The sequence below is a fragment of the Streptomyces sp. NPDC030021 genome, assembly GCF_055574035.1.
This window is the reverse complement of sequence record NZ_JBVIAH010000003.1, coordinates 247,776-273,839: the sequence shown is the minus strand read 5'-3', so window position 1 is coordinate 273,839 and position 26,064 is coordinate 247,776. Positions and strand designations below refer to the sequence as shown.

Annotated in this window: 25 protein-coding genes; 9 read left to right on the top strand and 16 right to left on the bottom strand. The window is 71.1% G+C overall.

Features of this window, described 5'->3' with window-relative positions; translation table 11 throughout:
- Positions 1 to 178 precede the first annotated feature (178 nt).
- Positions 179 to 4,027 (top strand): hypothetical protein, encoded by a 3,849-nt coding sequence (locus ACZ4YL_RS07345; RefSeq protein ID WP_468114432.1) that lies wholly within the window; start codon positions 179 to 181, stop codon positions 4,025 to 4,027.
- Complete coding sequence (locus ACZ4YL_RS07340) at positions 4,020 to 4,358, top strand: hypothetical protein (RefSeq protein WP_468114430.1); 339 nt, start codon at positions 4,020 to 4,022, stop codon at positions 4,356 to 4,358. The genes ACZ4YL_RS07345 and ACZ4YL_RS07340 overlap by 8 nt, the downstream gene beginning before the upstream one ends.
- A gap of 63 nt (positions 4,359 to 4,421) precedes the next feature.
- On the opposite strand, the gene ACZ4YL_RS07335 is transcribed toward ACZ4YL_RS07340, so the two are convergent.
- The 4 genes from ACZ4YL_RS07335 to ACZ4YL_RS07320 all read right to left on the bottom strand — a co-directional run bounded on the left by ACZ4YL_RS07335 (position 4,422) and on the right by ACZ4YL_RS07320 (position 8,712).
- On the bottom strand, positions 4,422 to 5,753 hold the full coding sequence (locus ACZ4YL_RS07335) for an RNA polymerase sigma factor (RefSeq protein ID WP_468114428.1): 1,332 nt from the start codon (positions 5,751 to 5,753) through the stop codon (positions 4,422 to 4,424).
- Positions 5,743 to 6,324, bottom strand: a complete 582-nt coding sequence (locus tag ACZ4YL_RS07330) for a DUF6114 domain-containing protein (RefSeq protein WP_468114426.1) — start codon at positions 6,322 to 6,324, stop codon at positions 5,743 to 5,745. The genes ACZ4YL_RS07335 and ACZ4YL_RS07330 overlap by 11 nt, the downstream gene beginning before the upstream one ends.
- Positions 6,325 to 6,431: 107 nt before the next feature.
- Entirely contained in the window at positions 6,432 to 7,079 is a 648-nt protein-coding gene (locus tag ACZ4YL_RS07325) for a DUF6230 family protein (RefSeq protein ID WP_468114424.1), read from the bottom strand.
- Between the two features lie 628 nt (positions 7,080 to 7,707).
- Complete coding sequence (locus tag ACZ4YL_RS07320; protein ID WP_468114422.1) at positions 7,708 to 8,712, bottom strand: tetratricopeptide repeat protein; 1,005 nt, start codon at positions 8,710 to 8,712, stop codon at positions 7,708 to 7,710.
- Positions 8,713 to 8,961: 249 nt separating this feature from the next.
- Here ACZ4YL_RS07320 and ACZ4YL_RS07315 point away from each other — a divergent pair, with 249 nt between their 5' ends.
- Positions 8,962 to 9,582 carry a TetR/AcrR family transcriptional regulator gene (locus ACZ4YL_RS07315; protein ID WP_030014167.1) on the top strand — a complete coding sequence of 207 codons (621 nt, stop codon included), beginning with the start codon at positions 8,962 to 8,964 and terminating at the stop codon, positions 9,580 to 9,582.
- Positions 9,583 to 9,592: 10 nt separating this feature from the next.
- On the opposite strand, the gene ACZ4YL_RS07310 is transcribed toward ACZ4YL_RS07315, so the two are convergent.
- The 5 genes from ACZ4YL_RS07310 to ACZ4YL_RS07290 all read right to left on the bottom strand — a co-directional run bounded on the left by ACZ4YL_RS07310 (position 9,593) and on the right by ACZ4YL_RS07290 (position 14,044).
- Positions 9,593 to 9,994: a hypothetical protein gene (locus tag ACZ4YL_RS07310; protein WP_468114420.1), complete on the bottom strand. Its 402-nt coding sequence runs from the start codon at positions 9,992 to 9,994 to the stop codon at positions 9,593 to 9,595.
- 55 nt (positions 9,995 to 10,049) lie between these two features.
- Complete coding sequence (locus ACZ4YL_RS07305; RefSeq protein ID WP_030011144.1) at positions 10,050 to 11,750, bottom strand: acyl-CoA mutase large subunit family protein; 1,701 nt, start codon at positions 11,748 to 11,750, stop codon at positions 10,050 to 10,052.
- Positions 11,751 to 11,848: 98 nt separating this feature from the next.
- Positions 11,849 to 12,178, bottom strand: coding sequence for a DUF3817 domain-containing protein (locus ACZ4YL_RS07300; RefSeq protein WP_301366410.1), 330 nt, complete (start codon positions 12,176 to 12,178; stop codon positions 11,849 to 11,851).
- A gap of 81 nt (positions 12,179 to 12,259) precedes the next feature.
- Positions 12,260 to 12,766, bottom strand: coding sequence for a MarR family winged helix-turn-helix transcriptional regulator (locus ACZ4YL_RS07295; RefSeq protein WP_301366411.1), 507 nt, complete (start codon positions 12,764 to 12,766; stop codon positions 12,260 to 12,262).
- Positions 12,767 to 12,787: 21 nt separating this feature from the next.
- On the bottom strand, positions 12,788 to 14,044 hold the full coding sequence (locus ACZ4YL_RS07290; protein ID WP_468114417.1) for an MFS transporter: 1,257 nt from the start codon (positions 14,042 to 14,044) through the stop codon (positions 12,788 to 12,790).
- A gap of 113 nt (positions 14,045 to 14,157) precedes the next feature.
- Between ACZ4YL_RS07290 and ACZ4YL_RS07285 the strand changes: the two genes are divergently transcribed.
- Entirely contained in the window at positions 14,158 to 15,156 is a 999-nt protein-coding gene (locus ACZ4YL_RS07285; RefSeq protein WP_468114416.1) for an ArsR/SmtB family transcription factor, read from the top strand.
- 157 nt (positions 15,157 to 15,313) lie between these two features.
- Positions 15,314 to 16,354, top strand: a complete 1,041-nt coding sequence (locus ACZ4YL_RS07280) for a glycoside hydrolase family 6 protein (RefSeq protein ID WP_468114414.1) — start codon at positions 15,314 to 15,316, stop codon at positions 16,352 to 16,354.
- A 17-nt stretch (positions 16,355 to 16,371) separates the two neighbouring features.
- On the opposite strand, the gene glxA is transcribed toward ACZ4YL_RS07280, so the two are convergent.
- The 7 genes from glxA to ACZ4YL_RS07245 all read right to left on the bottom strand — a co-directional run bounded on the left by glxA (position 16,372) and on the right by ACZ4YL_RS07245 (position 23,117).
- Positions 16,372 to 18,348, bottom strand: coding sequence for a radical copper oxidase GlxA (glxA, locus tag ACZ4YL_RS07275; RefSeq protein WP_468114412.1), 1,977 nt, complete (start codon positions 18,346 to 18,348; stop codon positions 16,372 to 16,374).
- A gap of 2 nt (positions 18,349 to 18,350) precedes the next feature.
- Positions 18,351 to 20,114 carry a glycosyltransferase family 2 protein gene (locus ACZ4YL_RS07270; protein ID WP_468114410.1) on the bottom strand — a complete coding sequence of 588 codons (1,764 nt, stop codon included), beginning with the start codon at positions 20,112 to 20,114 and terminating at the stop codon, positions 18,351 to 18,353.
- A 172-nt stretch (positions 20,115 to 20,286) separates the two neighbouring features.
- Positions 20,287 to 20,916 carry a TetR/AcrR family transcriptional regulator gene (locus ACZ4YL_RS07265; RefSeq protein WP_468114408.1) on the bottom strand — a complete coding sequence of 210 codons (630 nt, stop codon included), beginning with the start codon at positions 20,914 to 20,916 and terminating at the stop codon, positions 20,287 to 20,289.
- Positions 20,913 to 21,602 carry a DUF4166 domain-containing protein gene (locus tag ACZ4YL_RS07260; RefSeq protein WP_468114406.1) on the bottom strand — a complete coding sequence of 230 codons (690 nt, stop codon included), beginning with the start codon at positions 21,600 to 21,602 and terminating at the stop codon, positions 20,913 to 20,915. The genes ACZ4YL_RS07265 and ACZ4YL_RS07260 overlap by 4 nt, the downstream gene beginning before the upstream one ends.
- Positions 21,599 to 22,297 (bottom strand): hypothetical protein, encoded by a 699-nt coding sequence (locus tag ACZ4YL_RS07255; protein WP_468114404.1) that lies wholly within the window; start codon positions 22,295 to 22,297, stop codon positions 21,599 to 21,601. The genes ACZ4YL_RS07260 and ACZ4YL_RS07255 overlap by 4 nt, the downstream gene beginning before the upstream one ends.
- 185 nt (positions 22,298 to 22,482) lie before the next feature.
- Positions 22,483 to 22,773: an MTH1187 family thiamine-binding protein gene (locus ACZ4YL_RS07250; protein ID WP_351151211.1), complete on the bottom strand. Its 291-nt coding sequence runs from the start codon at positions 22,771 to 22,773 to the stop codon at positions 22,483 to 22,485.
- Positions 22,770 to 23,117 carry a DUF3817 domain-containing protein gene (locus ACZ4YL_RS07245; RefSeq protein WP_266379808.1) on the bottom strand — a complete coding sequence of 116 codons (348 nt, stop codon included), beginning with the start codon at positions 23,115 to 23,117 and terminating at the stop codon, positions 22,770 to 22,772. Before ACZ4YL_RS07245 ends, ACZ4YL_RS07250 begins: the two co-directional genes overlap by 4 nt.
- A 198-nt stretch (positions 23,118 to 23,315) precedes the next feature.
- Between ACZ4YL_RS07245 and ACZ4YL_RS07240 the strand changes: the two genes are divergently transcribed.
- The 4 genes from ACZ4YL_RS07240 (at position 23,316) to ACZ4YL_RS07225 (ending at position 25,961) form a co-directional block, all read left to right on the top strand.
- Positions 23,316 to 23,954 carry an AIM24 family protein gene (locus ACZ4YL_RS07240; protein WP_030009698.1) on the top strand — a complete coding sequence of 213 codons (639 nt, stop codon included), beginning with the start codon at positions 23,316 to 23,318 and terminating at the stop codon, positions 23,952 to 23,954.
- Complete coding sequence (locus ACZ4YL_RS07235; protein WP_301366422.1) at positions 23,954 to 24,604, top strand: AIM24 family protein; 651 nt, start codon at positions 23,954 to 23,956, stop codon at positions 24,602 to 24,604. The genes ACZ4YL_RS07240 and ACZ4YL_RS07235 overlap by 1 nt, the downstream gene beginning before the upstream one ends.
- Positions 24,605 to 24,615: 11 nt before the next feature.
- Positions 24,616 to 25,419 carry an AIM24 family protein gene (locus ACZ4YL_RS07230; RefSeq protein WP_301374477.1) on the top strand — a complete coding sequence of 268 codons (804 nt, stop codon included), beginning with the start codon at positions 24,616 to 24,618 and terminating at the stop codon, positions 25,417 to 25,419.
- 65 nt (positions 25,420 to 25,484) lie between these two features.
- Positions 25,485 to 25,961, top strand: coding sequence for a MarR family winged helix-turn-helix transcriptional regulator (locus ACZ4YL_RS07225; protein ID WP_468114830.1), 477 nt, complete (start codon positions 25,485 to 25,487; stop codon positions 25,959 to 25,961).
- Positions 25,962 to 26,064: the final 103 nt, after the last annotated feature.

Genomic DNA, 26,064 nt, shown 5'->3' with positions numbered 1-26,064 from the left:
TTTCTTACTTACGAGTAGCGTGTCCGAAAATAAGCTACCGACGGTAAGAGGATCATGAAACTGTCAGTGCACGCCTTGGGGGAAGGCATACCGCTCATCATTCGCGCCTGACCAGCGCATACACGTCCACACGCCTTCCTTCGGGCTGCCCATTTCATTCCGAAGGACAGGCAGACACGTGCAGAGATCCACCCTTTTGCGGGGCAGAAGCCCGGCTGTCCGGGCCGCGCTACGGCGCGGCCTCGCCGGCACCGCCCTGGCCACCAGCGCCGCCCTGCTGGCCGGGCTCATCAACGCCGCCCCGGCCTCCGCGGTCGAGGTACCGCCGGACACCAACCCGCCCTACCTGCCGATCAGCCTGGGCGAGCAGGCCCGCCTCGACCGTTGCGCGGGCGGGTTCGCCCTGCACATCGGCGGCCCGGAGATGAAGAAGGTCGCGGCCAAGGCCCTCACGGGCACGCCCGCGGAGCTCGCCACGGCCACCGACCTGGCCATGGGGATGTACCCGCTGAGCCAGGCGCGGACCAAGGACCGGGACTCGTACGAGGGCTCCCCGGTCGCATCGGCCGAACGGCGCGAGGGCTGGGAGAAGTCGAACTACCCGTACTGGCAGTCCGGCACCGCGGCCGGCATTCCGCAGTACGCCCCGCAGTTCGACAAGGACGTCGTCGCCTTCACCCTGGGCCCCCAGCGCGACCTCTACAACCAGCTGGGCTCCGACGGCCACGCGGTGCCCTCCAAGGCCGCCCTCGACAAGGCGAAGGCACTCGCCGCCGAGCTCAAGGGCAAGGACGAGAACCACGACTTCGTCACGAAGGGCCTGCTGCAAGACGCGGAGAGCAGCAACTACCGCTCCCCCACGGCGAGCGATGTCGGCCGCTACCTGCGGCTCGGCGGCTACATGAAGGAGACGCCGGCCGAGGACTCGGTCGAGTTCCGTCTTGAGGTCGAGGCGCTGAAGGCCGCCTGGAGCGCGTGCGACAGCCGCAATCCGCTCGACTTCTACCGCGTCATGTCTCCGATCGTCGTGACCGCGCACGTGGAGTGGGAGCAGGAGTACGCCGCCCAGAACACGCCGCGCAACGAGATCGTCAACGCCGAGGTCGCCGCGGCCGCGGAGGCCCGCAAGGCCACCGAGGCCATGATCGAGTCACTCGGTCAGGCGTGGCTCGCCGACCAGATCCTGACCTGGCAGAAGTACTGGGGCTCCCAGCCCGCGAACGCGTCGGGTCGACCCGCGGCATCCGTCTTCACCCAGGCCACCAAGGACTTGGGGGCGGCCCGTACCAAGGCCGCCGACCAGGCGAAGATCGCGGCGACCGCCTCGGCCGCCGCCAAGACGGCGGCCGACAAGGCCAACACCTCCCAGAACGCGGCGTGGACCATCGCGGACGCCGCCAAGACCCCCCGCGGCCGCGGCCTGCTGTTCGCGCAGCAGTCCGTCCAGGTCGCGAAGGCCTCGGCCGCCGCCGCCGAGGCCGCCGCCAAGGCCTCGCTGACCGCGTCGAACGCCGCGAAGGCGACCGTCGCGGACAGCAAGACCCTGTACGCACTGGCCCAGACCCAGTCGCACGCGCTGAACACCGAGTTCCGCCGCGTCGCCGCCCAGGAGGCCGCCGCCCAGGCCAAGGCCGCCGCCGCTTCGGCCGCTGCCCAGGCCAAGGAGGCCGCGGACAACGCCACCAAGGCGAAGGCCGCCCAGGCCACCGCCGAGGCTGCGCAGGAGACCGCCCGCAAGGCCGCCGAGACGGCCAAGACCGAGCGGGCGAAGGCCGAGAAGGAGAAGGCCACCGCCGTCAAGGAGCGGCAGACCGCCGCCACCGAACGCGGCAAGGCCCAGGCCGCCGAGAAGCGCGCGGCGACCGAACGTGAGGCCGCGGGCCGGGCCCGTACCGAGGCCGAGGCACAAGCGACGACCGCGCACGACCAATTCGGTCTGGCTCTCGACGCCGAGGGCAAGGCCGCCGAGGCACGTGAGAGGGCCGAGGCCGCCGAGGTCGAGAAGAACGCCACAGCGTCCCGCGCCGCCGCGCTGGAAGCCGCAGCCGCGGCAGCCGTCGGCACGCCCGCGGCCGCGGAGACCCGGGAGGCCGCGACGGCCGCCCGGGCCGCCGCGAACGATGCGGCCGGTGCGGCCGGTCGTGCTCGGACCGAGGCCGAGACCGCGAAGACCGCCTCGGTCAACGCCCGTGCCGCTTCCACCCGCGCCGACGGTGCCGCAGAGCGGTCCCGGGCATCTGCCGACACGGCGTGGTCCGCTTGGGAGACCAGCTTCGCCGCCTCCCTCACGTCACACGCCGCCGCTGCCGACGCCATCGACGCGGCCGAGGCCGCATCGGTCAACGCCACCAAGGCCGAGGCCGCAGCCAAGAAGGCCCAGACCGCTTCGCTCGAAGCCATCAGCAACGCCGCGGCCGCCCGTACCGAGGCCGTCAAGACGGCGGCGTGGTCGGCCGTCACCGCCGGACATGCCTACGCCACCTCCATGGCAGCCACCGCCGCACGCGACTCCGCGGCGCAGGCCGTCCAGCCCGCCAACACCGCCATCGCGATCGGCACGGCCTATCGGGAGACCGACTCGGCGGCCGCTTTCGCCGCGCTGGTCGGTCAGTCCGCCAAGACCCACGCCGAACAGCAGGCGGCAGCCGCCACCGCCAAGGCCGACGAGGCCACCAAGGCCGCGGCGACCGCCAAGGCCCTCGCTGACAAGGCGGCCGGCGATTCCAAGCTCGCCGCCCAGGCGGCGGCCGCGGCGGCAGCCGACACGGCGGCCGCGCTGAAGTCCATGGCAGCCGCCCGCGCCTCGGCGGCGGAGGCCGCTCGGGCCGCCGACGCCGCCAAGAAGGCGGACGACAAGACGAAGGAGTACAGCACCCAGACGGGCACCGACGCCCTCTTCGCGAAGAACGCCGCCAAGGACGCCTCGGACGCGGCGCTCGGCGCCAACGACGAGGCCACCGAGGCGGAGAAGAGCGCGGCGGGCGCCCACGCGTCCGCCGACGCCGCCACCCGCGACGCGAGCGCCGCCGACGCCGCGGCGACCCAGTCCGAGAAGGACGCCGTCGGCGCCGAGAAGGCCGCCGCCAACGCCGTCCAAGACGCGAAGGACGCCGAATCGGCTGCCGACCGCGCCGAGGAGGAGTTCCGCAAGAGGCAGGAGGAAGCGCGCAAGGCAGTGGTCGAGGCTCCCCCGTTCAACACGGGAGGGGACCTCTCGCAGGACGAAGAGGCCCTGCTGCTGGCGAGCTGCGGGCAGTCGTGCGTCGACGAGTTCCGCGAGGCGAAGCGGCTCGCGGGCCAGGACGTACTCAACTGGGTGATCGAGAACGGTGGGCAGATCCTGCTCGACGAACTCGGCTACACGGACGCCAAGAAGTGCTTCGGCCAGCGTGACGTCGAGAGCTGCCTGTGGACCCTGGTCAACGTCGTGATGGTCGGCGTGGCCATATCGAAGATCCCCGCTGTCGCCAAGGTGATCTACCGGGTGGGCAAGGGCGTCAACGCCTTCCTTGACGGCATCGACCGGGCCCGCTTCACCCTGGAGCGGCTGCGCAAGCTCCTCGACACCCTCAAAAAGGGCCAGCCGGCCATCGAGTGCCTCATCGACACGGTGCTGGGCAGCGCCCCGCAGAGCGCTCCCGCCAAGCACTCGTTCCTGAGCGCCGCGGCGGCCCCCTCGGCCGGACCGACCGCTCCGAAGAAGCTCTGCCCGACGAAGTCGTTCAAAGACGACTCGGGTCTGCTCGACATCATGAGGGACTCCGCGAAGGACCAGGACGTGGCCCGGGACTTCAACGCGCTTGAGGCCAAGCTCAGGGACAACCCGCCTTCGGGGCCGATCTCCGAGCTCCCGCCGGGCCTGGGCACCAAATCCCTGGAGGGCGCCAAGGGAGTCCGCTACCTGCGGGCCAGGAACGGCGCGCGGGTCTTCTTCCGCCGGGTCGGAAACACCTACGATATCGTCGGGATGACCAACAAGAAGCACGAATCGACCGTGATCAAGATACTGAAGCAGCAGTATGGCTGAGGATCCCCTCCACATCGTGGAGACGCCCCGGTTCTCCATCACGTACATCCTCGGCGCCGAGGACGATCCCCGGACCGTGGAGAACACCGACGCGCTCGTCACCGCGCCCGACGGCACGCAGTGGAGTGCCACGCTCCTGACCCTCGACGAGGTCGCCCGGGTCATGGACAGCTGGACGACCACCGGTGAGTGCGCCGGCGGTTCCTACCTGCAGGTCAAGGATCTGGTGATCGTCCGCGAACCCGGTGTGGAAGCCATGACCCGCGCGCTGGTGGACATCTTCGACGAGTACGGGATGAAGACCGGGGTCCTGCCCCGGTTCGACCCCTGAGCACCACATGCACGACTGAGGCCCGCTCCCTGTGGGGAGCGGGCCTCAGGTCTGTGCGGACAACTACTCCGGCGGGCCGATGTAGTTCTTCAGGCCCGGAACGGTGAGCGTGCCGCCGAACTGGCCCGCCTGGACGACCTTGACGTTCGTGAAGAACGCGAACGGGACGTTCAGGGGCGGCGGGCTGTTCGGGGTGAACTCGATCGGGATCAGACCGAACAGGTTGCCCTTGAGGCTCTCGGTGTACATCGTCACCGTGCCGCCGCGGATCTTGGACGTGGAGCCCGGACGCGACTTCAGGTGGGCGACGTTCCCCGACTTGCCGACCGTCTGGTACAGGTCCTTGATGTCCAGCGAGTCCGCGGTGAACTTCAGGACCTTCTTGGTCTTGCCGCCGGCCGTCTTCACCTCGACGATGCCGTGGTAGTCCAGGCCGTAGAGGGTCAGCAGGGAGCTGTCGAGGTACCAGGGCTCGTCCGGCAGGAGCGGGACGCCCTGCTCCAGCTCGGCGTCGGCCAGTGCCTTGGCGTCGTAGGTCGGGCACGGGAAGGGCTGCTTCCCGTCCGGGTCCTTCGTCTCCTCGTCCTTGGCCTTGTCCTCGTCCTCGTCCTCGGCCTTGGACTTGTCGTCCTTGGCTTCGTCCTTGGCCTTGTCCTCGCCCGTCTCGTCCTTGGGGTCCTTCTCGGTCTTCTTGACCTCCTCGGACAGCTCCTTGACGTCGACACCGGCCTTCTTCGCCGCTTCGCGGATCGCGTCCGCGGCCGGGTCCGGGGTCGGGGCCGGGGTCGGGGCCGCCGTGGCGGTACCGGAAGGGGTGGGCACGGGCGTCGGGGTGGCCTTCGCCGTCGCGTCCTTGAGGGGCCTGCCGAGCTCGTCGACGAGGTTCTTGAGCGCGTCGCCGACACCCAGCGGGTCCAGCGGGTTCGTGGACTTGGCCTTGTCCGCGTCCTTGTCCGGGGACGGCGTGGCGGCCGGGGCCACCTCGTTCGTCACCGGGGGCTTGGCCGCCGACGGGGAGGTGCTGGGCTTCACCTTCGCGGACGTCGACGCAGACGCCGACGGGGAGGGCGTCGCGCTGGGCGACGTACTCGGCGAAGGTGTCTTCGAGGGCGTGGGCGACGGGGACTTCGACTCGGTCTCCGCCGGTTCGTCGGACCGTGTCACACACGGCCCGGGCGCGAAGGGGATCTCCTTGTCGTCGGCCACCGCAAGCTTCGGCGCCATGCCCATCCCGACGAACACGGCCGTCGGCATCGCCGCGAGCGCCATCGTCTTGCCGACGGGTATCTGGATCTTGTTCAGCAGCGACTTCCTGGGCGCCGCGTGGCGCGGCCCCTTCACTACACGGGACTCTGCGCCAGGGGCCACGCCCCGCTGCGTCTCGTCACCCCGCACTGTTCCTCCCGCCATCGGCGTGGGCAGTCGTCTCGCTCGCGTGTGCCGTTTCCGTCCCACGGGGACCCGGAATGCCCGGGGCGCCCATGTCCGCCGTCGCCTCCGCCTTGCTCAGCCCGACCGTGGCCGGCTGGTCGGACACAGGCCGCCCCTCCTCCACCGGCTGTCCCGGGGCCCAGGCCAGGGCGAGAGCGCCGCCGACCATGGAGAGACTGAAGCCGACGAAGAAACCGCCGAGGTTGGACACCGGGATCGAGACCAGGGCGAGCAGGATCGCGGCCACGCCGGCAAAGACGCGGATGGCCTCCTGGAACCAGAGCGCCAGGCCGAGCGTGATCAGCAGTACACCGATGATCAGTGCGCCCGCGCCGCCCGTGGTGGCCATGGCGAGACTGACGTTGCCCAGCCGGAGGTCCGCGTAAGGGAAGTATGCGATCGGGAAGCCACCGAGGAGCGTGAACAACCCGGCCCAGAAGGGACGGCGGCCGCTCCAGGCATGGAAGTGGTAGTACACCACGGTGGGCCAGGCGTCGTCTTCTGCGCGAACGTAAACCGGGGCCTGGGGGTTCATGGACAACAGCTCCCTGGAAACGGTGGTACTTGAGAACTCTGTGGAGCCCGGACGGGCGGGGGCGACGGCTGCCACCACCCGCCCGTCCGGTCAGACACGGGGACTGATCAGTCCTTGATGTCCTGGTAGCAGGGCTGGTCGCCACCGAGAAGGCGCAGCTTCAGGTTGGGCAGCTTGAAGGTGCCCGCCGTGGTCGCCCACGCCTTCTGCTTCACGTCCGTGAGGATGGCCCGGTCGGCGCGCTGCGAGAACGCGTACGGGCTGGCGACCGTGCCGGCCTGCGGCTTGGTCTTGTGGCTCTCGTCACCGACCGCGACACCGATGTCCAGGTTGGTGAACTCGGCGTCGGTGTCGAGCTCGGCCACATCCAGGTAGATGTTGGTCGCCACGGCCGGGGTGCCCTTGTGACCGGTCCTCAGCTGGAGCGTGATCGGCCCCAGCGGAGTCGGGGTGACCAGGGACTGGCACATGTTGGTGATCTTGGCGTTGCTGAACCCGGAGATGGTGACCGGGTGGGCCTGCGCCTTGCCGTTGGGGTCGAGCTCGTGCCCCTTGGCGATACCGCCGTACTGGATGAGGTTTTCACCGTCGAGCTTGTCGGCCGAGACCTTGAAGTCCTGGCCGGAGACGCTGAAGGACGCCGCGAGGGCACCCTGCGCCAGACCCACACCGACCGCGGCCGTGGCCGCGATGCTCGGCACCATGACGAGCGCGAAGCGCTTCCATCTGGTCCCACCACGAACCTGAGAACTCATTTCGTTCCTCCTTCTCGGACGTACATCTCCGGTCCGGGCCGTGCCCGTCCTGGGATGGGAGAAGTGCTACGTCCTCGGGAAGGAGCGCAGGCGGCCCGGCCGCGGCTGTGCCACGTCCGATACACCGGCGATCACCCCCGAGCGACAACCACTGGGCCACGCGTTCGCGCAACCTGGAGGACAGGCCCCGCCGGAGTGGCAGAGACCCCCCTGTCCCACGGCCGGTGCCACTGCCACCGACCGGCTCGGTGGGGACCCTTCACCGCGGCTCCGAGTGAGCGGCTCTGCGGGAAGGACCGAGCGTCGCCGATCGTGGTCCATTCCAGGCCGGGGCACAAGGGGGTTCGTTACTGGCGGGTAACGGCCAGATAACCTAGGTGCGACCCGCCGCCGTCGGGCAGCAACACAGGGTGTCACCCAGGGCCACGACAGAACGGACGAATGACGAACACACCGGACAGTTCACGGGGTTCGATTTACTGCGAGTAACAGCGGCCGCGATTGCCAAGTTTTGGCAAAGCGCGGCCGCTGTTTATCTACGTGTCAACAAATCGCCGGCGGCCCGGCGATGTACGGGCGGCGCGTGGCGGCGGGCCCGGAGCGGCCGCGAAGCCGGTCCGGAGGCTGCCTAGAAGAGCACCCGCGCGAGCGCCGTACGCGCCGCGGAGACCCGCGGGTCGTCCGCGCCGATGACCTCGAACAGCTCCAGCAGCCGCAGCCGCACAGCGTCCCGGTCCTCACCGAACGTGACGCGGACGGTGTCCACCAGGCGCCCGAAGGCGTCCTCCACGTGGCCGCCGACCAGGTCGAGGTCGGCCGCGGCGATCTGCGCCGCCGGGTCGCGCGGGTTCTCGGCCGCAGCGGCCCGCACCGCCTGCGGGTTCATGTGCTGGACCCGGGCGAGGAGCTCGGCCTGGGCCAGCCCCAGCTTGGCCTCGGTGTTGCCCGGGTCGTCGGCGAGCACGTTCTTGTACGCCTGGACCGCGCCGCCGAGGTCACCGGCGTCGAGCGCGACGACGGCCGCCTCCAGCAGGGCGTCGTACGGGCTGGCCGGGATCTCGTCCTCGGCCGAGGCGGCCGGAGCGGCCCCCTCCGCGTCCGGGTCCACCTCGATGCCGATGATCCCGAAGCGTTCCTCGGCGACCTGGACGAGCTGGGCGAAGGTCTCGCGGATCTGCTGCTCCGGGACCACGCCCTGGAACAGCGGCAGCACCTGACCGGCGACCACGGCGAAGACGGCCGGGATGCCCTGGATCTGGAACTGCTGCATGAGCGTCTGGTTGGCGTCGACGTCGATCTTCGCGAGCACGAGGCGACCGTTGGCCTCGGTGATCAGGCGCTCCAGCAGCGGGCTGAGCTGCTTGCACGGCTGGCACCACTCGGCCCAGAAGTCCAGGACGACCGGAACCTCTGCGGAGAGCTGGAGCACATCGCGTTCGAAACCGGCCTCGTCTACGTCGATGACGAGCGCGGACGGCGGCACGGCACCGGCGGACGGACCCGCCCCGCCGGCCTCGCCGGACCGCTTCGCCGCTTCGGCGCGGGCTTGCTCGGCCTTGGCCTTGGCCTCGCCGGCCGCCTTCACCGCGGCGAGGTCGACGACGCCGCTCATGGACATGTTTCTGGGCTGCATGCGTACATCCTCCCCCGTGTGCGCGCGCCGACGAAAAAGATCGCGTGAATTGGCCGTGCCGCCGTACCGTCGCGATCGTGATGTTGAACGGCGCCGGGTCCCCACCTGGCGCCTGCAGCTCTTCGCGTGGTTGTCGCTCTTACGCTACGAGCCGTAGCGTAACTCCCCCGGCGGCCCGCCGCGCCCCTTCCGGTCCCGTGATCTGAACCACAGCGGCCGGTTCGGCTACCGGCGGGTATGGTCTCGGCCATGCGCAACCCCAGCCCCGGCCGCACCGGTCGTCCCCGCAGTGCCGCCGCGGACGCCGCGATCCTCGCCGCGACCCGGGACGCGCTCGTCGAGCTGGGCTGGTCGAAGCTCACGATGGGTGACGTGTCCGCCCGCGCGGGGGTCGCCAAGACCACCCTCTACCGGCGCTGGGCGGGTAAGAACGAGCTGGTCGTCGACGCGGTCGCGGAGCTCTTCGACGCGCTCGAACTCCCGGACCGGGGCTCCCTCGAAGCGGACATCGAGAACGTGGTGCTGCAGTTCGCGGAGCTGCTGCGTCGCCCGGAGGCCCGTACCGCCCTGATGGCGGTCGTCGCCGAGTCCACCCGGGACGAGGCCCTGCGTGACCGGATCCGGTCGGCGATCGTGGACCGGCAGAAACGTCTCGTCGTACTGGGTCGCGAACGGGCCCAGGCGCGCGGCGAACTCCCGTACGAGGAGGACGAGTCCCTCGCGGGCCGCACCACGGACCTGATCTTCGACGTGATCGCGGGCACGGTGGTGCACCGCGCCCTGGTGAGCTCCGAACCGGTGGACGAACTCTGGGTGGCCACCTTCACGGCGCTCCTGATGCACGGTCTCCGGGGCCCGGCGGCGGCCTGACCTGCCCCGGCTACGCCTGCGGCGTCGGGCGGGGCTTTCCGGGCCAACTCACCGTGATCTGCCGCCCCTGGTTCTCCGGCGGCGGCCCCAGACCGGCGCCCGCGAGGGCGGCCCGGCCCGCGTACAACCCGGCCAACCGGTAGCCGTCGTCCCTGGAGTCGACCTCGTGGAAGCCGCCGTCCGTGACGCGCACCCGGGCAGCCACCCCGCCCAGGCCCTCCCGGATCCCCTCGAACACCGCGGGCAGGAACTCGTGCGGCAGCCGCTCCTCCGGCGCGGTGTGCAGGAACTCCGACTCACCGTCGGCACCGGGCGGTTCGAAGTCGACGACGATGTACGCGTACGGGCCGCAGCCGATCTGCATCACCACGCGGGCGCTGACTCCGGGCACGGAAACGGGAAGGCCGGTCATGGGGCCACCGTAAGGGCGCCATGACCGGCCGTTCCACACCTTTACGGGCGGCGGGTCAGAAGCCCGGCGGCTCCGTGTACGTGCCCCACTCGTCGCGCAGGACGTTGCAGATCTCGCCCATCGTGGCCTCGGCACGCACCGCGTCCAGCATGGCCGGGATCATGTTCGACCCGTCCCGGGCGGCGTCCAGCATCGCCTTCAGCGCCGCGTCGACCTTGGCGTCGTCGCGGCGGGCCTTGCGGGCCGCGAGCTCCCGCACCTGGACGGTCTCGACCTCGTGGCTGACCCGGAGGATCTCCAGGTCCCCGGTGACCGACCCGTGGTGCACGTTGACGCCGACGACGCGCTTGTCGCCCTTCTCCAGCGACCGCTGGTACTGGAAGGCCGACTCGGCGATTTCCCCGGTGAACCAGCCGTCCTCGATGCCGCGCAGGATGCCCGAGGTGATCGGCCCGATCGGGTGCTGCCCGTCGGGGTGGGCGCGCAGGCCGCGCTCCTTGATCTGCTCGAAGATCTTCTCGGCCTCGGCCTCGATGCGGTCGGTGAGCTGCTCCACGAACCAGGAACCGCCCAGCGGGTCCGCCACGTTGGCGACGCCGGTCTCCTCCATCAGCACCTGCTGCGTGCGCAGGGCGATCTCGGCCGCCTGCTCGCTCGGCAGGGCGAGGGTCTCGTCGAGGGCGTTGGTGTGCAGGGAGTTGGTGCCGCCGAGCACGGCCGCGAGGGCCTCCACGGCGGTGCGTACGACGTTGTTGTACGGCTGCTGCGCGGTCAGGGAGACACCGGCGGTCTGGGTGTGGAAGCGCAGCCACATGGACTTCTCGCTCTTCGCCCCGTAGACCTCCTTCATCCAGCGGGCCCAGATCCGGCGCGCGGCACGGAACTTGGCGATCTCCTCGAAGAAGTCGAGGTGCGCGTCGAAGAAGAAGGACAGGCCGGGCGCGAACGCGTCGACGTCCATGCCGCGCGAGAGGCCCAGCTCCACGTAGCCGAAGCCGTCGGCGAGGGTGTACGCGAGCTCCTGCGCGGCCGTGGCCCCGGCCTCACGGATGTGGTAGCCGGAGACGGACAGCGGCTTGTAGGCCGGGATGCCCTTCGTGCAGTACTCCATGAGGTCGCCGATGAGGCGCAGGTGCGGCTCGGGTTCGAAGAGCCACTCCTTCTGGGCGATGTACTCCTTGAAGATGTCGGTCTGGAGCGTGCCGTTGAGGACGGCGGGGTCCACGCCCTGCCGCTCGGCGGCGACCAGGTACATGCAGAAGGCGGGGACGGCCGGACCCGAGATCGTCATCGAGGTCGTGACGTCACCGAGCGGGATGTCCTTGAACAGGACCTCCATGTCGGCGGCGGAGTCGATGGCGACCCCGCAGTGCCCCACCTCTCCGAGGGAGCGGGGGTCGTCGGAGTCGCGCCCCATGAGGGTCGGCATGTCGAAGGCGACGGAGAGCCCGCCGCCGCCGGCGGCCAGGATCATCTTGTAGCGCTCGTTGGTCTGCTCGGCGTTCCCGAACCCGGCGAACTGCCGGATGGTCCAGGTCCGCCCGCGGTATCCGGTGGCGTGGAGCCCGCGGGTGTACGGGTACTCGCCCGGCCACCCGATGCGCTCGAAGCCCTCGTACGCGTCGCCGGGGCGGGGACCGTAGACCGGTTCGACCTCGTCGCCGGAGAGCGTGGTGAAGTCTGCCTCGCGCTTGCGGGCCTTGTCATAGCGGGCCTGCCAGCGACGGCGGCCTTCCTCGATGGCGTCAGCGTCCATACCCATGAATTTACTAGGACGTCCTAGTAAATGTCGATGGCAAACCCCCGGGGACTCGCCCCGGGGGTGGGTGACGCTCGCCTCGTACGCGGAGGCGATCAGGCCTCGGCGGTCGCGACCGAGTCGCTGACCAGCGGCTCGACCTCGGCGCGGACCTTGCGCTCGACGAAGAAGGCGGCCACCGGAATCGTTCCGCTGAGCATGACCCAGAGCATCTTGCCGAAGGGCCACCTGGCCTTGGAGCTCAGGTCGAAGGCGAAGACCAGATAGATCATGAAGAGCACACCGTGGGCCTGCGAGACCACGAAGGTCAGGTCGGCGCCGGTGTCGAAGCCGTACTTCGCCACCATGCAGGCACAGAGGATCAGGAGCATGACCGCGGTCACGTAGGCCATGGCGCGGTAGCGGGTCAGCACGCTTCGTTTCATGCCGACGAGCCTAGCCGTCCGTTTTGCTCGATCTTGACGCGGCCCCGGGCCCCGGCCATGGGTCCCGCCCCCGGCCTCCGGCTACTCCTCGAAGTCCGCCGCGGCCACCCGCAGCGGGCGCAGCAGCGCGAAGATCTCCCCGCACTCCTCCGCGTCGTACGCGCCGAGGCCGAAGTCGACGGCCATCAGGTCCTTCGTGGCGGCCTCGACGACCTCGCGCCCCTTCTCCGTGATGGAGGCGAGGGTGCCGCGGCCGTCGTTCGGGTTGGGCCGCTTGGCGACCAGTCCGGACTTCACCAGCCGGTCCACGGTGTTGGTCACCGACGTCGGGTGGACCATCAGCCGCTCGCCGATCTTGGACATCGGCAGTTCGCCAGCCTTGGAGAAGGTGAGCAGCACCAGCGCCTCGTACCGGGCGAACGTCAGCCCGTACGGCTTGACGACCGCGTCGACCTCACCGAGCAGGATCTGGTGCGCGCGCATGATCGAGGTGATCGCGGCCATCGAGGGCACGGGTCCCCAGCGCTGCTGCCAGAGCTCGTCGGCGCGGGCGATGGGGTCGAAGGGAAGGCTGAGCGGCTTGGGCACGCGTCCGACCCTACCGGGAGGTCACTTCGCCGCGAGGGCCGTCTCATCCCTCAGTCGTTCCTCCTGCCGGGCGGCGGACCGCAGTTCGGCCAGGAGCAGCAGGACGACCCCCGTACCGAGGACCCCGGCGCCGGTGACGACCTCGTGCACCGGGCGGAATTCGGCGGCGAGGCCGGCCAGGGCCATGCCCACCCCCTGGAGGGTCATCAGGCCGGTGCTGAGCAGCGTCATCGCCCGGCCGCGCAGCTCGTCGGGAACGGCGTCGACGTACCACTGGTCCAGCCCGAGGGTGTAGGCGTGGGCCAGCCCGGCGAGCAGCAGGGCGGCGAGGACCACGGGCAGGCCCGGCCGGACCGCGAAGAGCAGGAGCGGCAGCAGCCCGGCGGCGGCGAGCGGCGCCACGATCCGCGAGCGCGTGCGGGCGGTGAGGGCGGAACCGGCCCAGAGTTCCCCGGCGATGGTGCCGACGGGCATGGCGCACATCATCAGGCCCAGCGCCGCGGTGCCGACGCCGACGCCGTCCGCGTACGGGGCGAGCAGCGCCTCGGGGACGACGAGGAAGACGGGCGGCAGCCAGAACAGCAGCATCAGCGCACGCAGCCGGCGCCGGCCGAGGACGGCGCGCAGTCCGGCGAGCGGGGAGGTACGGGCGCTGCTGCGGGCGGGGCGGCTGCGCGTGCCCAGCCGCAGCAGCAGCGCGGAGCCGAGGAAGCCGGCGGCGGTGAGGGCGATGGCCGCGCGCGGCGCGAGCACGGTGAGCAGCAGCCCGCCGAGGCCGAAGCCGATGAGCTGGGCGCTCTGGGCCACCATGCGCAGCAGCGAGCGGCCCAGGACGAAGGCGTCGCCGGTGCCGAGGATGTCGGAGAGGGAGGCGTTGCGCGTGCCCTGGAACAGCGGCGCCACGAAGGCCATCGCGCAGCGCAGTACGAGGAGCACGGCGACGGGCGTGCCCGGGGCCACCATGGCGGCCGCGCAGAGCGCGCAGACGAGGTCGCACGCGACGAGCACCCGGCGGGCGGGGTGGCGGTCGGCGATCCCGGCGAGCAGAGTGCCGCCGAGGACGTACGGGAGGAACCCGAGGGCGAAGGTCAGCGCGCTCATCAGGGGCGAGCCGGTGGTGCGGTAGACGAGGACGGACAGCGAGATCTCGGCGACGACCACGCCGAACACGGACAGCAGGTGGGCGGCGAAGACGGTCCGGAACTCCCGGACCCGGAACACGGAGCGGTAGCCCGGTGGCGGTGCGGACCGCCCGGGCGCCTGGGTGTCGGCTGGCATGGGCCCAGCGTCCCGGGCCCGGGGCCGGCGCCCCAGAGATTCGGCTGTGGCCGAATGTTGAGGCAGAGTCCTTACGTCGGCGGCAGTCTCGGAGAAGGGGAGGGAGCGCCGGGATGGGGTTGCACCACCACTTCGGGCACGAGGACCTGCTGCGGTGCCGGTTCGCGCTGTCGCCCGCGTGGGAGACGCAGGAGGCGGTCCGCACCCTGAACCGCCCGGACCGGCAGGGCTACCATCTGCCCTGGCTGCGGCGGATCCGCGCCGCCGCCGACGGGCTGGACCTGCGGCCGCTGTGGCTGCTGATGCCGCACCGCGGGCACAGTGCGGACTTCATCGGCCCACCGCCGAGCGGACCCGGGGTCTCCTTCGAGGAGGAGATCGCGCTGATCCGCGGCGCGGATCCGGCCACGGCGCGCGAGGACATCCGCAAGTCGCTGGCGTGTACGCCCGGCGCCCTCGACAGCGACCTGGGCCGGGCCCTGCTGGCCGATCCGGCCCGGGCCGTACGCGATCTGGCCGACCTGCTGGAGCGGGCCTGGAGCGTGCTGATCGAGCCGCACTGGCCACGGCTGCGGGCCCTGCTGGAGGCGGACATCCTCTTCCACTCGCGCCGCCTCGCCGCCGGCGGTCTCCAGTCGCTCTTCGACGGGCTGCATCCGAGCCTCGCCTGGGACGCCGCCTCGCTCACCCTGACGATCGAGCGGCCCACCAGTCACCACGAGCGCGTCCTGGGCGGCCAGGGGCTGCTCCTGATGCCGAGCGCCTTCATCTGGCCGGGTATCGCGGGCGGCTTCGACCCGCCCTGGCAGCCCACCATCGTCTACCCGGCCCGCGGTATCGGCGCCCTGTGGACCCCGGCCCAGGAGAACACCCCGGACGCGCTGGCCCGGCTGCTGGGCCGGGCCCGGGCCGAGGTGCTGTGCGCGCTGGAGGAACCGGCCTCCACCACGGCGCTGGCCCACCGGCTCGGTCTGGCCCCGTCCACGGTCTCGGCCCACCTGGGGGTCCTGCAGGCGGCGGGGCTGCTCATGTCCGCCCGCCACGGACACCAGGTCCGCTACGAGCGCACCCCGCTGGCGATCGCGCTCACCACGGGCGACCCCGCCCCCTGAGCCCCGCCCCCTGAACCCGGCCCGCTGAGCCCGGCCCGCTCGGCCTGTCCCGCTCGGCCCCGCCGCCCGGTGTCGCACAGCCATGCCAACTGCCCGACATGTCAACATATCCCGGTATCTCGCTCCGCTGCCCGACCCTTCGTCCCGAGGAAGCCGGATGCCCCCCGCCGCTCGCAGGCCGCGTTTTCGCACCACCGCCCCCGTCCTCGGCCTCCTCGCGCTCCTCGCCGCGGCCCCCGCCTGCGGCGGCGAGCCCGCGCCCGAGCCGGGGACCCCCGCCGCCACCCCCGCGGCGCCCTCCCCCATCGTCGCCGCCGAGGAGTCCCCGTTCTGGGTGGACCCGCAGAGCGACGCCGCCCGGCAGGTGGCCGCCTGGGAGGCGGCGGGCCGCAACAGCGACGCCCAGGTGCTGCGCAGGATCGCGGACCGCCCGCTCACCCTGTGGGGACCGGGCGACGACCCCGGCCCGGAGATCCGCCGGGCCAGGGCGGGAGCCCGGGCCACCGGGCGGACCCTGCTGCTCGCCGCGTACAACATCCCCTACCGGGACTGCGGCCAGCACTCGGCCGGCGGCGCCCCGGACGCCCGGGCCTACCGCAGCTGGATCGGCGCCTTCGCCGACAACATCGAGGACACCAAGGCCGTCGTCGTCCTGGAGCCGGACGCCATCGCGCACATCATCGACGGCTGCACCCGGCCCGAGCACCACGCCGAGCGCTACCGGCTGCTCTCCGAGGCCGTCGACCGGCTGAAGAAGAACCGCAACACCAAGGTCTATCTGGACGCCGGCAACCCGGCCTGGATCCCCAACCCGATGGACCTGGTCGACCCCCTGTTCAAGGCGGGCCTGGACCGCGCCGACGGCTTCGCCCTCAACGTCTCCAACTTCCAGCCCGACGCGGCCGCCCGGGCCTACGGCGCCAGGATCTCCAAGGGCACCAGCGGCAAGCACTTCGTCATCGACACCAGCCGCAACGGCGACGGACCGCTGCCCGGCAACCGCGCCCAGGCCTGGTGCAATCCGCCGGGCCGCGCCCTCGGGGCACCGCCGACCGACCGGACGGGCGACCCGCTCGTCGACGCGTACCTCTGGGTCAAGCGGCCCGGCGAGTCCGACGGGACCTGCCGCGGCGGCCCGTCGGCCGGCACCTGGTGGCCGGACTACGCCCTGGGGCTGGCCCGCCGCGCCAGGGAATGACCGGGAACCGGGAACCCCTACGGCGCCGCCGGCCGCGGGGCCTTGACCTGGAGCCACTTCGCCACCGAGGGCGTCCCGTCGGCGTCGGTCACGAACAGCATGTACCAGCCCGGCGGCACCAGCGTCGGGTCCTGCGGCACCTCGACCGTGACCGAGTCGTCCGTCCGGGTCAGCCCGAGCTCGATCGAGCGCTGCTCCACGTCCGTGGTGTGCGTGACCGCGCTCGGCCGCATCAGGCGGGCCCGCTCGATCCGCTCCGGGTGCGCGGCCGCGAAGGTGGCCCGCCCGTCCGCGCCGGGCTCCTCGGGCCCTTCGCCCAGGACGGGCCGCCGGGCCGGGTCCCGGTAGAGGTACGGGGGCGAGTACACCTCCAGCCGGTGCTCGAACTTGCCGAGCCTGGTGTTGTCCTTGTCGGCGAAGAGCGGGTCCGAGCCGAAGGTCGCCACCCGCCCGTCGGGCAGCAGCAGCGCCTCGGAGTGGTAGTTGCGGCCCACGGCCGGATCGGCGGCGGCCGCGAAGGAGTCGGTGCGCGGGTAGTAGAACTGCGCCTTGTGGATGTCGCTGGCGCTGCGGCCGCGGTAGTCGGCGGAGCCGCCCGTGGTGAAGACCGAGTCGTCCGGCAGCAGCACGCTGCTCAGGTAGCGGGTGGCGCGCGGCAGCCGCGCCGAGGACCGGAAGACCGGGTTCTCCTCCTTCAGGTCCACGATCGCGGTCCGGCTGGACGAGAACCTGGACTCGCCGACCCCGCCGCCGCCGAGGACCATCACCCGCTGGTCCTGGGCGGGCGGCAGCAGGAGCGAGGAGGAGGTCTCCAGCCGGTCCGGCTCGGCGAGCCCGCCCACCTTCTTGAACTCGTTGGTCGCCAGGTCCCACACACCCGGCTCACGCCCCTTGGTCTTCGGGCCGTAGCCCGCGTTGGAGCCGGTGTAGAGGAGTTTGCCGCCCTGCACGAGGAAGAGCGCGGGATAGGTCGGGAAGTAGTGGAAGGGGGCCTTCGACCACTTCTTCGTCCGCGGGTCGTAGTACTCGTTGTCCCCGGGCACCACGTCGCCCACGTCGTTGAGCCCGGAGACCGCGAGCACCCGCCCGTCCTGCAGGGTCACGAGCGTCGGGTACCAGCGGGCGTCGCTCATCGGGTCGACGCGCAGGTACTTCTCCGCCACCGGGTCGAACTCGTACGCCGACTTGATGCCCTGGAAGTCCTGTTTGTCGGCGCTCAGCCGCTCCGCGAGCCCGTAGACGTTGTCGGCGTCCTTGCCGGTCAGCCCGATCACCTCGTACTGCGCGGCTTCCGTCGTCAGCCCCTCGGCGCCGGGCTTCACCGCCTCCACGAAGACCCGCGACTCGGCGGCGACCACGGTGGTCCGCCACGGCATGACCTGCCCGCCGCGCCCGTAGGTGATCTCGAACTTCTTCCTGGCCTTCGGCACGACCACGTCGAACTTCGCCTCGTACTCCACCCCGGACGGAGAGCGGAACCGGGTGCCCTTGCGCAGCTTGACGGCCTTGTCGGGGTTCTCGTTCTTGACCCGCATCCGGCCGCCGGCCCGGGTGACCTTCCCGTGGAGGACCTCGTAGCGGGCGGTGCCTCCCGCCACCAGCAGCCGCCCGTCGGGCAGCTGGCTGTGCCCGGCGCAGAAGAAGTCCTCCGGTGTCGGGATCTTCTTGAAGCTGTCGTCCTCCGGGTCCCACAGGACGGTCTCGAAGGTGCCCTTGTCGAAGTTCTTCTGGTTGTTGCCGCTGCCGGCGATGAGCAGCACCTTGCCCGTGTGCAGCAGGGCCGCGTGCATGGCGTTGATGCGGTACTCCTCGGGGAGCCCGACGAGGCCCCACGACCCGTACTGGATCCGGTAGCTGGTCTGCCCGATCTTGTACGCGTGGTACTTGTCCTCGGCGAAGGAGATCGCGGCGGGCGCGTTGAGCGCGACCAGCACCAGCACGGCGGCGGCGCCCAGGGCGGTCTTCTTGAACTTCTTCGACGGCTGGTAGTCCATGCTCAGCTCCCCCCTCCTGTGGCCCGGACGTACGCCGGCTCCTCGCCCGGCTCGGAGCCTCCGTCCGCCCCGCCCCCGGATCCCGGCCGGCGACGCGTCACGCACCACACGCCGACCGGGGCGAGCGCGATGGCCAGTGCCAGCACCGCCCAGACGCGCATGGCGACGTGGGTGTGGTCGAAGCGGACGGAGGCCAGCAGCGAGACGATCAGGACTGCGGCCCAGAAGAGGTGGGTGCGGAAGGTCATCAGCCGGTCGGGGCTGGCGTCACCGCCCTTGGGGGTGACGACGAAACGGCCCTCGGTGCGCAGCACCGCCGAGCCGAGTGACCTGAGGTAGACGGGCGCGCAGACCGCGGACAGGGCCATGCCCGCCACTCCGCCGGATCCGGCCGGTTCGTGGGGCGAGACGTTGTGGCGGCGGTTCCACAGGTAGAGGCCCACTTGGAGGGCGGCCGCGTCGGCGTAGAGCATCAGCCAGACCTTGGAGGAGACCTGGGTGCCGGAGGCGCCGAACCACAGGAAGAGGGCGCAGCTGAGGACGCCGAGCAGCCAGTTCACGGCGGTCATCGGGTAGTAGACGAGCATGAGCGTGTAGTTGAGCCGGCGCCCGGCGGGCATCGTGAAGAGGCTCTTGCGGTACTGCTTGAACAGGGTCTCGTAGGTGCCCCGCGACCAGCGCAGCTGCTGGGTGAAGAGGTCGGTCCAGGAGGCGGGGCCCTCACCGACGGCCAGCACGTCGGGGGTGTAGACGGACCGCCAGAACCGTCCTGTGGCCGGGTTCCTGCGGCGGTGGAGCTCGAAGCCGGTGGCCATGTCCTCGGTGATGGAGTCGTAGAGTCCGCCGATCTGCCGCAGGGCGCTGATCCGTACGGTGTTGTTGGTGCCGACGAACATGGGGGCGCCGTACCGGTTGCCGGCGCGCTGGATCAGGGCGTGGAAGAGGTACTGCTGGGACTCGGCGGCCTTGGTGACGGCCTCGGTGTAGTTGCCGTAGACCTGCGGGCCGACGACGAAGGCGACGTCGGGGTCGCGGAAGAATCCGAGCATCCGCTCCAGGTAGTTCGCGAGCGGGACGTGGTCGGTGTCGACGGAGGCGAAGAACTCGTAGTCGTCGCCGTGGCGCACCAGCCAGGAGTTGTAGTTGCCGTGCTTGGTCTTCGCCCGGTGGGCGCCCTTCGCCGTGTTCCACTCGGGCACTCCCTTGCGGGTGAAGTGCCGTACCCCGAGCTTCGCGCACAGGGCCCGGGCCTCGGGGTCGTCGCCCTCGTCCAGCAGCCATACGTCCAGCGGCCCGTCGTGGCGGACGCGGCGCGCTCCCTGGAGGGTGGCCCGCACCATGGCGAGGGGCTCCTTGCCGGGGACGTAGGTCGTCAGGAACGCGACGCGGGTGCCGGGCTCGGCCGGTACGGGGACGGGGTCGCGGGCGACCATCGTGGCGTGGGCGATCGACACCACGTTGACCAGCATGAACAGCATGATCAGCGCGATGGAGCAGAGCATCATGGCATCGCAGACGATCAGCCAGCGGGCGGCACCCTCCCGGACGGTCCAGTGGGTGGGCCAGACCAGGTAGAGCAGCAGTCCGGCCGCGGCCACCGGGGCGAGCGTCATGAGGGCGATCGCCCGTATTCGGGTGCGGACCTCCTCGCGCGAGAGCAGGGAGCGGTACTCCACCCGGTGGACGCCGTCGGGGCCGGTGGCCGGCTGCGCGAACGGACCGGCGAGGCGGCTGTGCGTCTCGTAGTCGAAGCCTTCCGGCGCCACGGTCCCTCCCGGTGCTCGATCCCGAGGCCTGTACACACACGAAAGGTGACGAAGTCGGTCGTGTCGAACGGGGATCGGCCGACCGGGCGGTCCTTCCTCAGGTCCGGGGCCACAGGGCCGTACGGGTGACGCGCGCGGCCGGTGCGGGCGGCGCGGCCCGGGACGGCCCAGGTCAGCGGGTGCCGCGCCGCAGGCCGTGCCGCACCACGCGCTGGCTGAGGGAGCCGAGACCTTCCAGCACGGTGGCCAGCCCGGCGAGCTGTTCCAGCGCGGCGAGCGCGCTGCCGGCACCCTGCGGGTCGACCCCTTCGTACAGCTCGATGCCGATGAAGGAGGCGGCCGTGGCCCGGGCCAGCCCGGCCGGGTCGGCGTACCCGTCCAGCGGGGTCGCCGCCAGCAGCCGGGTGAGGGCCTTCTCCAGCTCGTCGATCCACAGCCCGAGCCCGTCGGCGGTGGCGGCGGCCAGGACGGGCGAGGTCTGTCCGGCGGCCAGCAGCTGCCCGAGCAGGGCGACGTTCCCGGCGGCCCGCTCCTCCTCGTGCATGGAGCGGGCGAACTCCAGCAGTTCGGCGAGGCTGCCCAGGGCGGCGAGCCGGTCGCGGTAGCGGGCCACCCGCTGCTCGGCGCCGTACCGGCAGGCCGCGGCGAGCAGCTCGTCCACGGAGCCGAAGTGGTAGAAGATCAGGCCCTGGCCCACCCCGGCGGTGGCCGCGACGGCGCGGGCGGAGGCCTTGGCGATGCCCTGCTCGGCCAGGGTGCGCAGGGCCCCTTCGAGCAGCTTCTCCTTGGTGGCGGCGCTCATGCCCGGACCTCCTCGCGGACCGGCCGCAGGTCGCCGCAGAGCCCGCTCGCCCACCGGTCGCGGGCGTCGACGTACTGCGCGGTGAAGGAGCCCTCGTAGCCGAAGAGCGGTCCGAAGCGGCGGTTGACCACCCGTACCCGGATCCGGAACCGGCCGGTGGTCTCGTCGAAGGATTCGCGGACCTCGGCGTCGCCGCCGATCAGATCGGGGACGCGGACGTCGAGGGGGCCCTCGCGGAAGCGGTGTTCACCGGAGCGGATGAGCAGCGAGCCGTCGGGCTCGGCGCTCATGTGGAGGTCGCTGGCGAGGTGCTGGTGGGTGCCCAGGTAGTCGAGGACGCAGTCGCGCTCGGGGCTGTGGACCATCGTGGCGTCGAAGCGGTGGGCTCCGCCGGGCAGCTGGAAGGTCCGTACGAAGGTGACGGTCTCGCGCCCGAAGGAGTCGAGGTAGGGGAGGTTCTCGATGACGAAGGGGACGTCGCGCCCCTCGCGCGGCACCAGGATGTTCCGCATGCCGCCGATCCGGAGGAAGGGTTTCACATAGCCGGGGCCGTGCCAGATCCGCTCCATGGTGCCGCGGCCGATGCAGCCCTCGCCGCTCGCGAGCCCCACCGAGAAGCGGCGCTGGATCTGCGGGTGCAGACGGTCGAACCCGGCGCCCATGTGGGCCCGGAAGATGGAGGTCATGACGGCTCCAGGGTGCTGAGCAGGCGGGGCGCGGAGGCGGGGGTGCGGCCGGGCGGGGTACGCAGGCAGCGGCGGGCGGCCGGGGTTCCGGGCAGCGGTGGCAGCAGCAGGGCGGCGGCCAGGACGAACAGGGCGGCCGGCAGCGGCACGTACACGAGGGCGGCCACGGAGAGCAGTACGCGCAGGGCGCTCTCGCCGATCGCGCGGGCGAGGGCGAGGCCCGGGGCGGTCCCGCGTTCGCACCACAGCCGCAGCCGGTCGAAGGACCAGGCGGTGGCCCAGCCCATGAGCGGGCGGAACACCAGCCGGTCGGCGAGGGCGCCGAAGCGGCCCCAGCGCGGGCGGTAGTCGTAGCCGGTGAGGAAGCGGATCCCGTCGGGGCCGGGGACGTAGCGCCAGTACCCGCTGCCCTCGGCGAGCAAGGAGAGCGGGTGCTCCGAGGCGAACCGCAGGGCGGAGACCCGGGTGCCGTCGGCCCGGTGGCGTTCCCCGGCGGAGATCCCGGTCCCGTCGACGCAGAGGAACGGCAGCACGCGGGTCGCGTACCGGAACCGCTGGGGTTCGCCCTCGGCGCGCGGGAGGTAGCCGATGGAGGTGAACCGCAGGTCCCACCGCTGGTGCTGCGCCGGGTCCTGACTGCGCTCCCAGAGCTCGTCCATGCCGACCCGGATCCCGGTCTCGACGTACAGGCCCATCCCCACCCCCCGTTTCACGAATTGAGCGATCGCTCAACCGGCACCTTAGGGAAAGTTGAGCGATCGCTCAACACCATGTCCGCCCGGTGCCCGGGGCATGCGAAAGCGCCCGCGGCCTGCAGGCGGGGGCGCTTTCGGAAATACCGGTGGAAGTGGGGCCGGTGAGGGCGGCTCAGCCCACCCCCTTAAGCCAGGTGCCGCTCCACCGTCTCGACCTTGGAGGTGATCCCGTCGTGGACCCCGGGGCGGATGTCGGCCTTCAGGATGAAGGAGACGCGTGGCGCCCGCTCCTCGACGGCCGCCACCGCGCGCCGGACGACGTCCATGACCTGGTCCCACTCCCCTTCCACGGTCGTGAACATCGCATCGGTGCGGTTCGGCAGCCCGGACTCGCGGACCACCCGGACCGCGTCGGCGACGTACTCGCCGACCTCTTCACCGACCCCCAGCGGGGTCACCGAGAACGCGACGATCATGCCTGGGCCGCCTCGCGCGCGACGCGGGCCGCCATCACACTGTCCGCCTCTTCCCGCTTGAGCAGCTTGTCGCCGTAGAGGCCGCCCAGGGGCACCACGGAGAGGACGAAGAAGAACAGGACCTTCTTGAAAGGCCACTTCGCCTTGTACCAGACGTCCAGCAGCAGCACCCCGTAGATCATGAACAGGATCGCGTGCAGAAAGCCCAGCGGCATCAGCAGGTAGTCGATGTCCGAGACCCGACTCAGCAGCGAACCGAAGATCAGCAGGGCCGGGAACGACAGCGCCTCCGGAACGGAGACGAGGCGCAGTCGGTGCAGTGCGGAGGCGGTCTTGATGTCCACGTGGAACCTTCGGGGTGGAGGCCAGGGTCCCTCCCAGTGTCTCAGCCGCTTTACGGGATCTTGACCCGGCCCCTCCCCCGCCGCGGCCTCCGCGGGCGGGCCGGGACGCCCGCCCGGTCGCACCGATATCTCCCGGGTGTGGCATATATCAGCCACGGGGCCCTGTTCGGGGTCGCCCGCTGCCGATAACGTCTCCCCGTGGCTCAGTTCCGACTCCAAGGCAGCAAGGTGCTGGCCGTCGACCTGACCGGGGATGCCGTGAAAGCGAAGAACGGCTCCATGGTCGCGTACGACGGGCAGATGGCCTTCAAGAAGATGACCGGCGGCGGCGAAGGCCTCCGCGGCATGGTGACCCGCCGGCTGACCGGCGAACAGATGACAGTGATGGAAGTGCAGGGGCACGGCACCTGCTTCTTCGCCGACCGCGCGAGCGAGATCAACCTGGTCAACCTGCGCGGTGAGAAGCTCTACGTCGAGTCCAGCAACCTGCTGTGCACCGACGCCGGTCTGCGCACCGGCACCACCTTCACCGGCCTGCGCGGCGCGACGACGGGCAACGGCCTGTTCACCACGACCGTCGAGGGCTCGGGCCAGGCCGCGATCATGTCCGACGGCCCGGCCGTGGTGCTGCGCGTGAGCGCCCAGTACCCGCTGTCCGTCGACCCCGGCGCGTACATCGCGCACACGGGCAACCTCCAGCAGTCCTTCCAGTCCGGTGTGAACTTCCGCACACTCATCGGCGAGGGCTCCGGCGAGGCGTTCCAGATCCGCTTCGAGGGCGAGGGCCTGGTCTACGTGCAGCCCAGCGAGCGCAACACCGTCGGGGGCGACATCTGATGCCGTTCCGCGAGATCAACTCGAAGATGGTCGAGGCCCAGGTGATCCCGGGTCAGAAGATGTACAGCCAGCGCGGCGCCATGCTCGCGTACCGCGGTGAGGTCTCCTTCACCCCGAGCCTGACCGGCGGTCAGGGCGGAGTCATGGGCATGATCGGGCGCCGGGTGGCGAACGAGCAGACCCCGCTGATGGCGGTCGAGGGCAGCGGCACCGTGATGTTCGGCCACGGCGGCCACCACATCCAGGTCATCAACCTGACCGGCGAGACCCTCTACGTCGAGGCCGACCGGCTGCTCGCCTTCGACGGCACCCTCCAGCAGGGCACGATGTTCATGGGCTCCCAGGGCGGGGTCATGGGCATGGTCCGCGGTCAGGTGACCGGCCAGGGCCTCTTCACCACCACCCTCAAGGGCCACGGCTCCGTCGCCGTGATGGCCCACGGCGGGGTCATCGAGCTGCCGATCACCCCGCAGCGCCCGGTCCACGTGGACCCGCAGGCGTACGTCGCCCACCACGGTGACGTGCGCAACAAGCTCTCCACCGCGCTCGGCTGGCGGGACATGGTGGGGCGCGGCTCGGGCGAGGCGTTCCAGCTGGAGCTGTCCGGCCAGGGCGCGGTGTACGTACAGGCCTCCGAGGAGAAGCTGTGAACTTTGGCCCTGTGACCGGCGGACCGGGCGGCCCGACGGTCTTCGACCCGTACACGCTGCCCTCCGACGACAACGTGAACGCGTACACCTTCTGCGTGGAGCTCAAGGGGAGCCAGTGGTTCCTGCAGAAGGGCAAGATGATCTCGTACTACGGGCACATCGAGTTCAACGGGATCGGCAACGGCCGCTTCGACCGCCTGCTGCGCAGCAGCTTCCACTCGCCGCTGCACGCCAGTGACTGGGTGGTCGCCGAGGGCTCGGGCAAGATGCTGCTGGCCGACCGGGCCTTCGACGTGAACTCGTACGACCTGGACAAGGGCAACCTGACGATCCGGTCCGGCAATCTGCTCGCGTACCAGCCCTCGCTCGCCCTGAAGCAGTCGATCGTCCCGGGTTTCCTGACGCTGATCGGAACCGGGAAGTTCGTGGCGGCGTCCAACGGACCGGTGGTGTTCATGGAGCCGCCGCTGCGCGTGGACCCGCAGGCGCTGGTGGGCTGGGCGGACTGCCCCTCGCCGTGCCACCACTACGACCACGGTTACATGACGGGCGTGATGGGCGGACTGCGTTCGCTGACCGGCATCGGCGGCAGCTCGGGCGAGGAGCACCAGTTCGAGTTCGTCGGTGCGGGGACGGTGCTGCTCCAGTCGTCGGAGATGCTGATGGCGGAGCAGGCGATCGGCGCGGTCGGCGCCGGGGCGGCCACGGGCAACGCGCAGGGCGTCCCGGGGGCCGGTCAGGGTCCGATGGGGCAGCTGGGCGTGCCGCGGATGCCGGGACAGCTGGGTGATCTCCAGCGCCGCCTCGGACTGTGATCAGCCTGACCTGAGATTTTTCGTACGCAATTCAACTTTTTAGGTAGAGTTCATTCATGGAGACCATGGAGACCGAGACGGCCACGCGCTGGCTGACCGACGCCGAGCAGTGCGCCTGGCGCACCCACCTGGACGTCAGCAGGCTGCTGATGCACCAGCTGGAAAAGGATCTCCAGCCCTTCGGACTCACCAACAACGACTACGAGATCCTCGTGAACCTCTCGGAGTCGCAGGACCACCGGATGCGGATGAGCGATCTCGCGACCGCCACGCTGCAGTCCAAGAGCCGGCTGTCTCACCAGATCACCCGCATGGAGACGGCCGGCCTGGTCCGCCGGGTGAACTGCGAGTCCGACCGCCGCGGCCTGTACGCGGTGCTCACGGACGAGGGCATGGAGACCATGCGACGCGTCGCCCCGCACCACGTGGCGTCCGTCCGCCAGCACTTCATCGACCTGCTGCCGCCGGAGGCCCTGGCGGCGCTGCGCGCCTCGCTGACCCCGGTCGCGGAGCACCTGCGCGACAACCGCGGCAAGGTCTGAGGCCGGGGCCGTCCGGGCAGCGCGGGCCTTACGGGCTCGTCGCGCCCCGGACGGCCACCGGCCCGACAATGGCTGGGAACGCTCGCTGCCGGCCGTGTGTCCG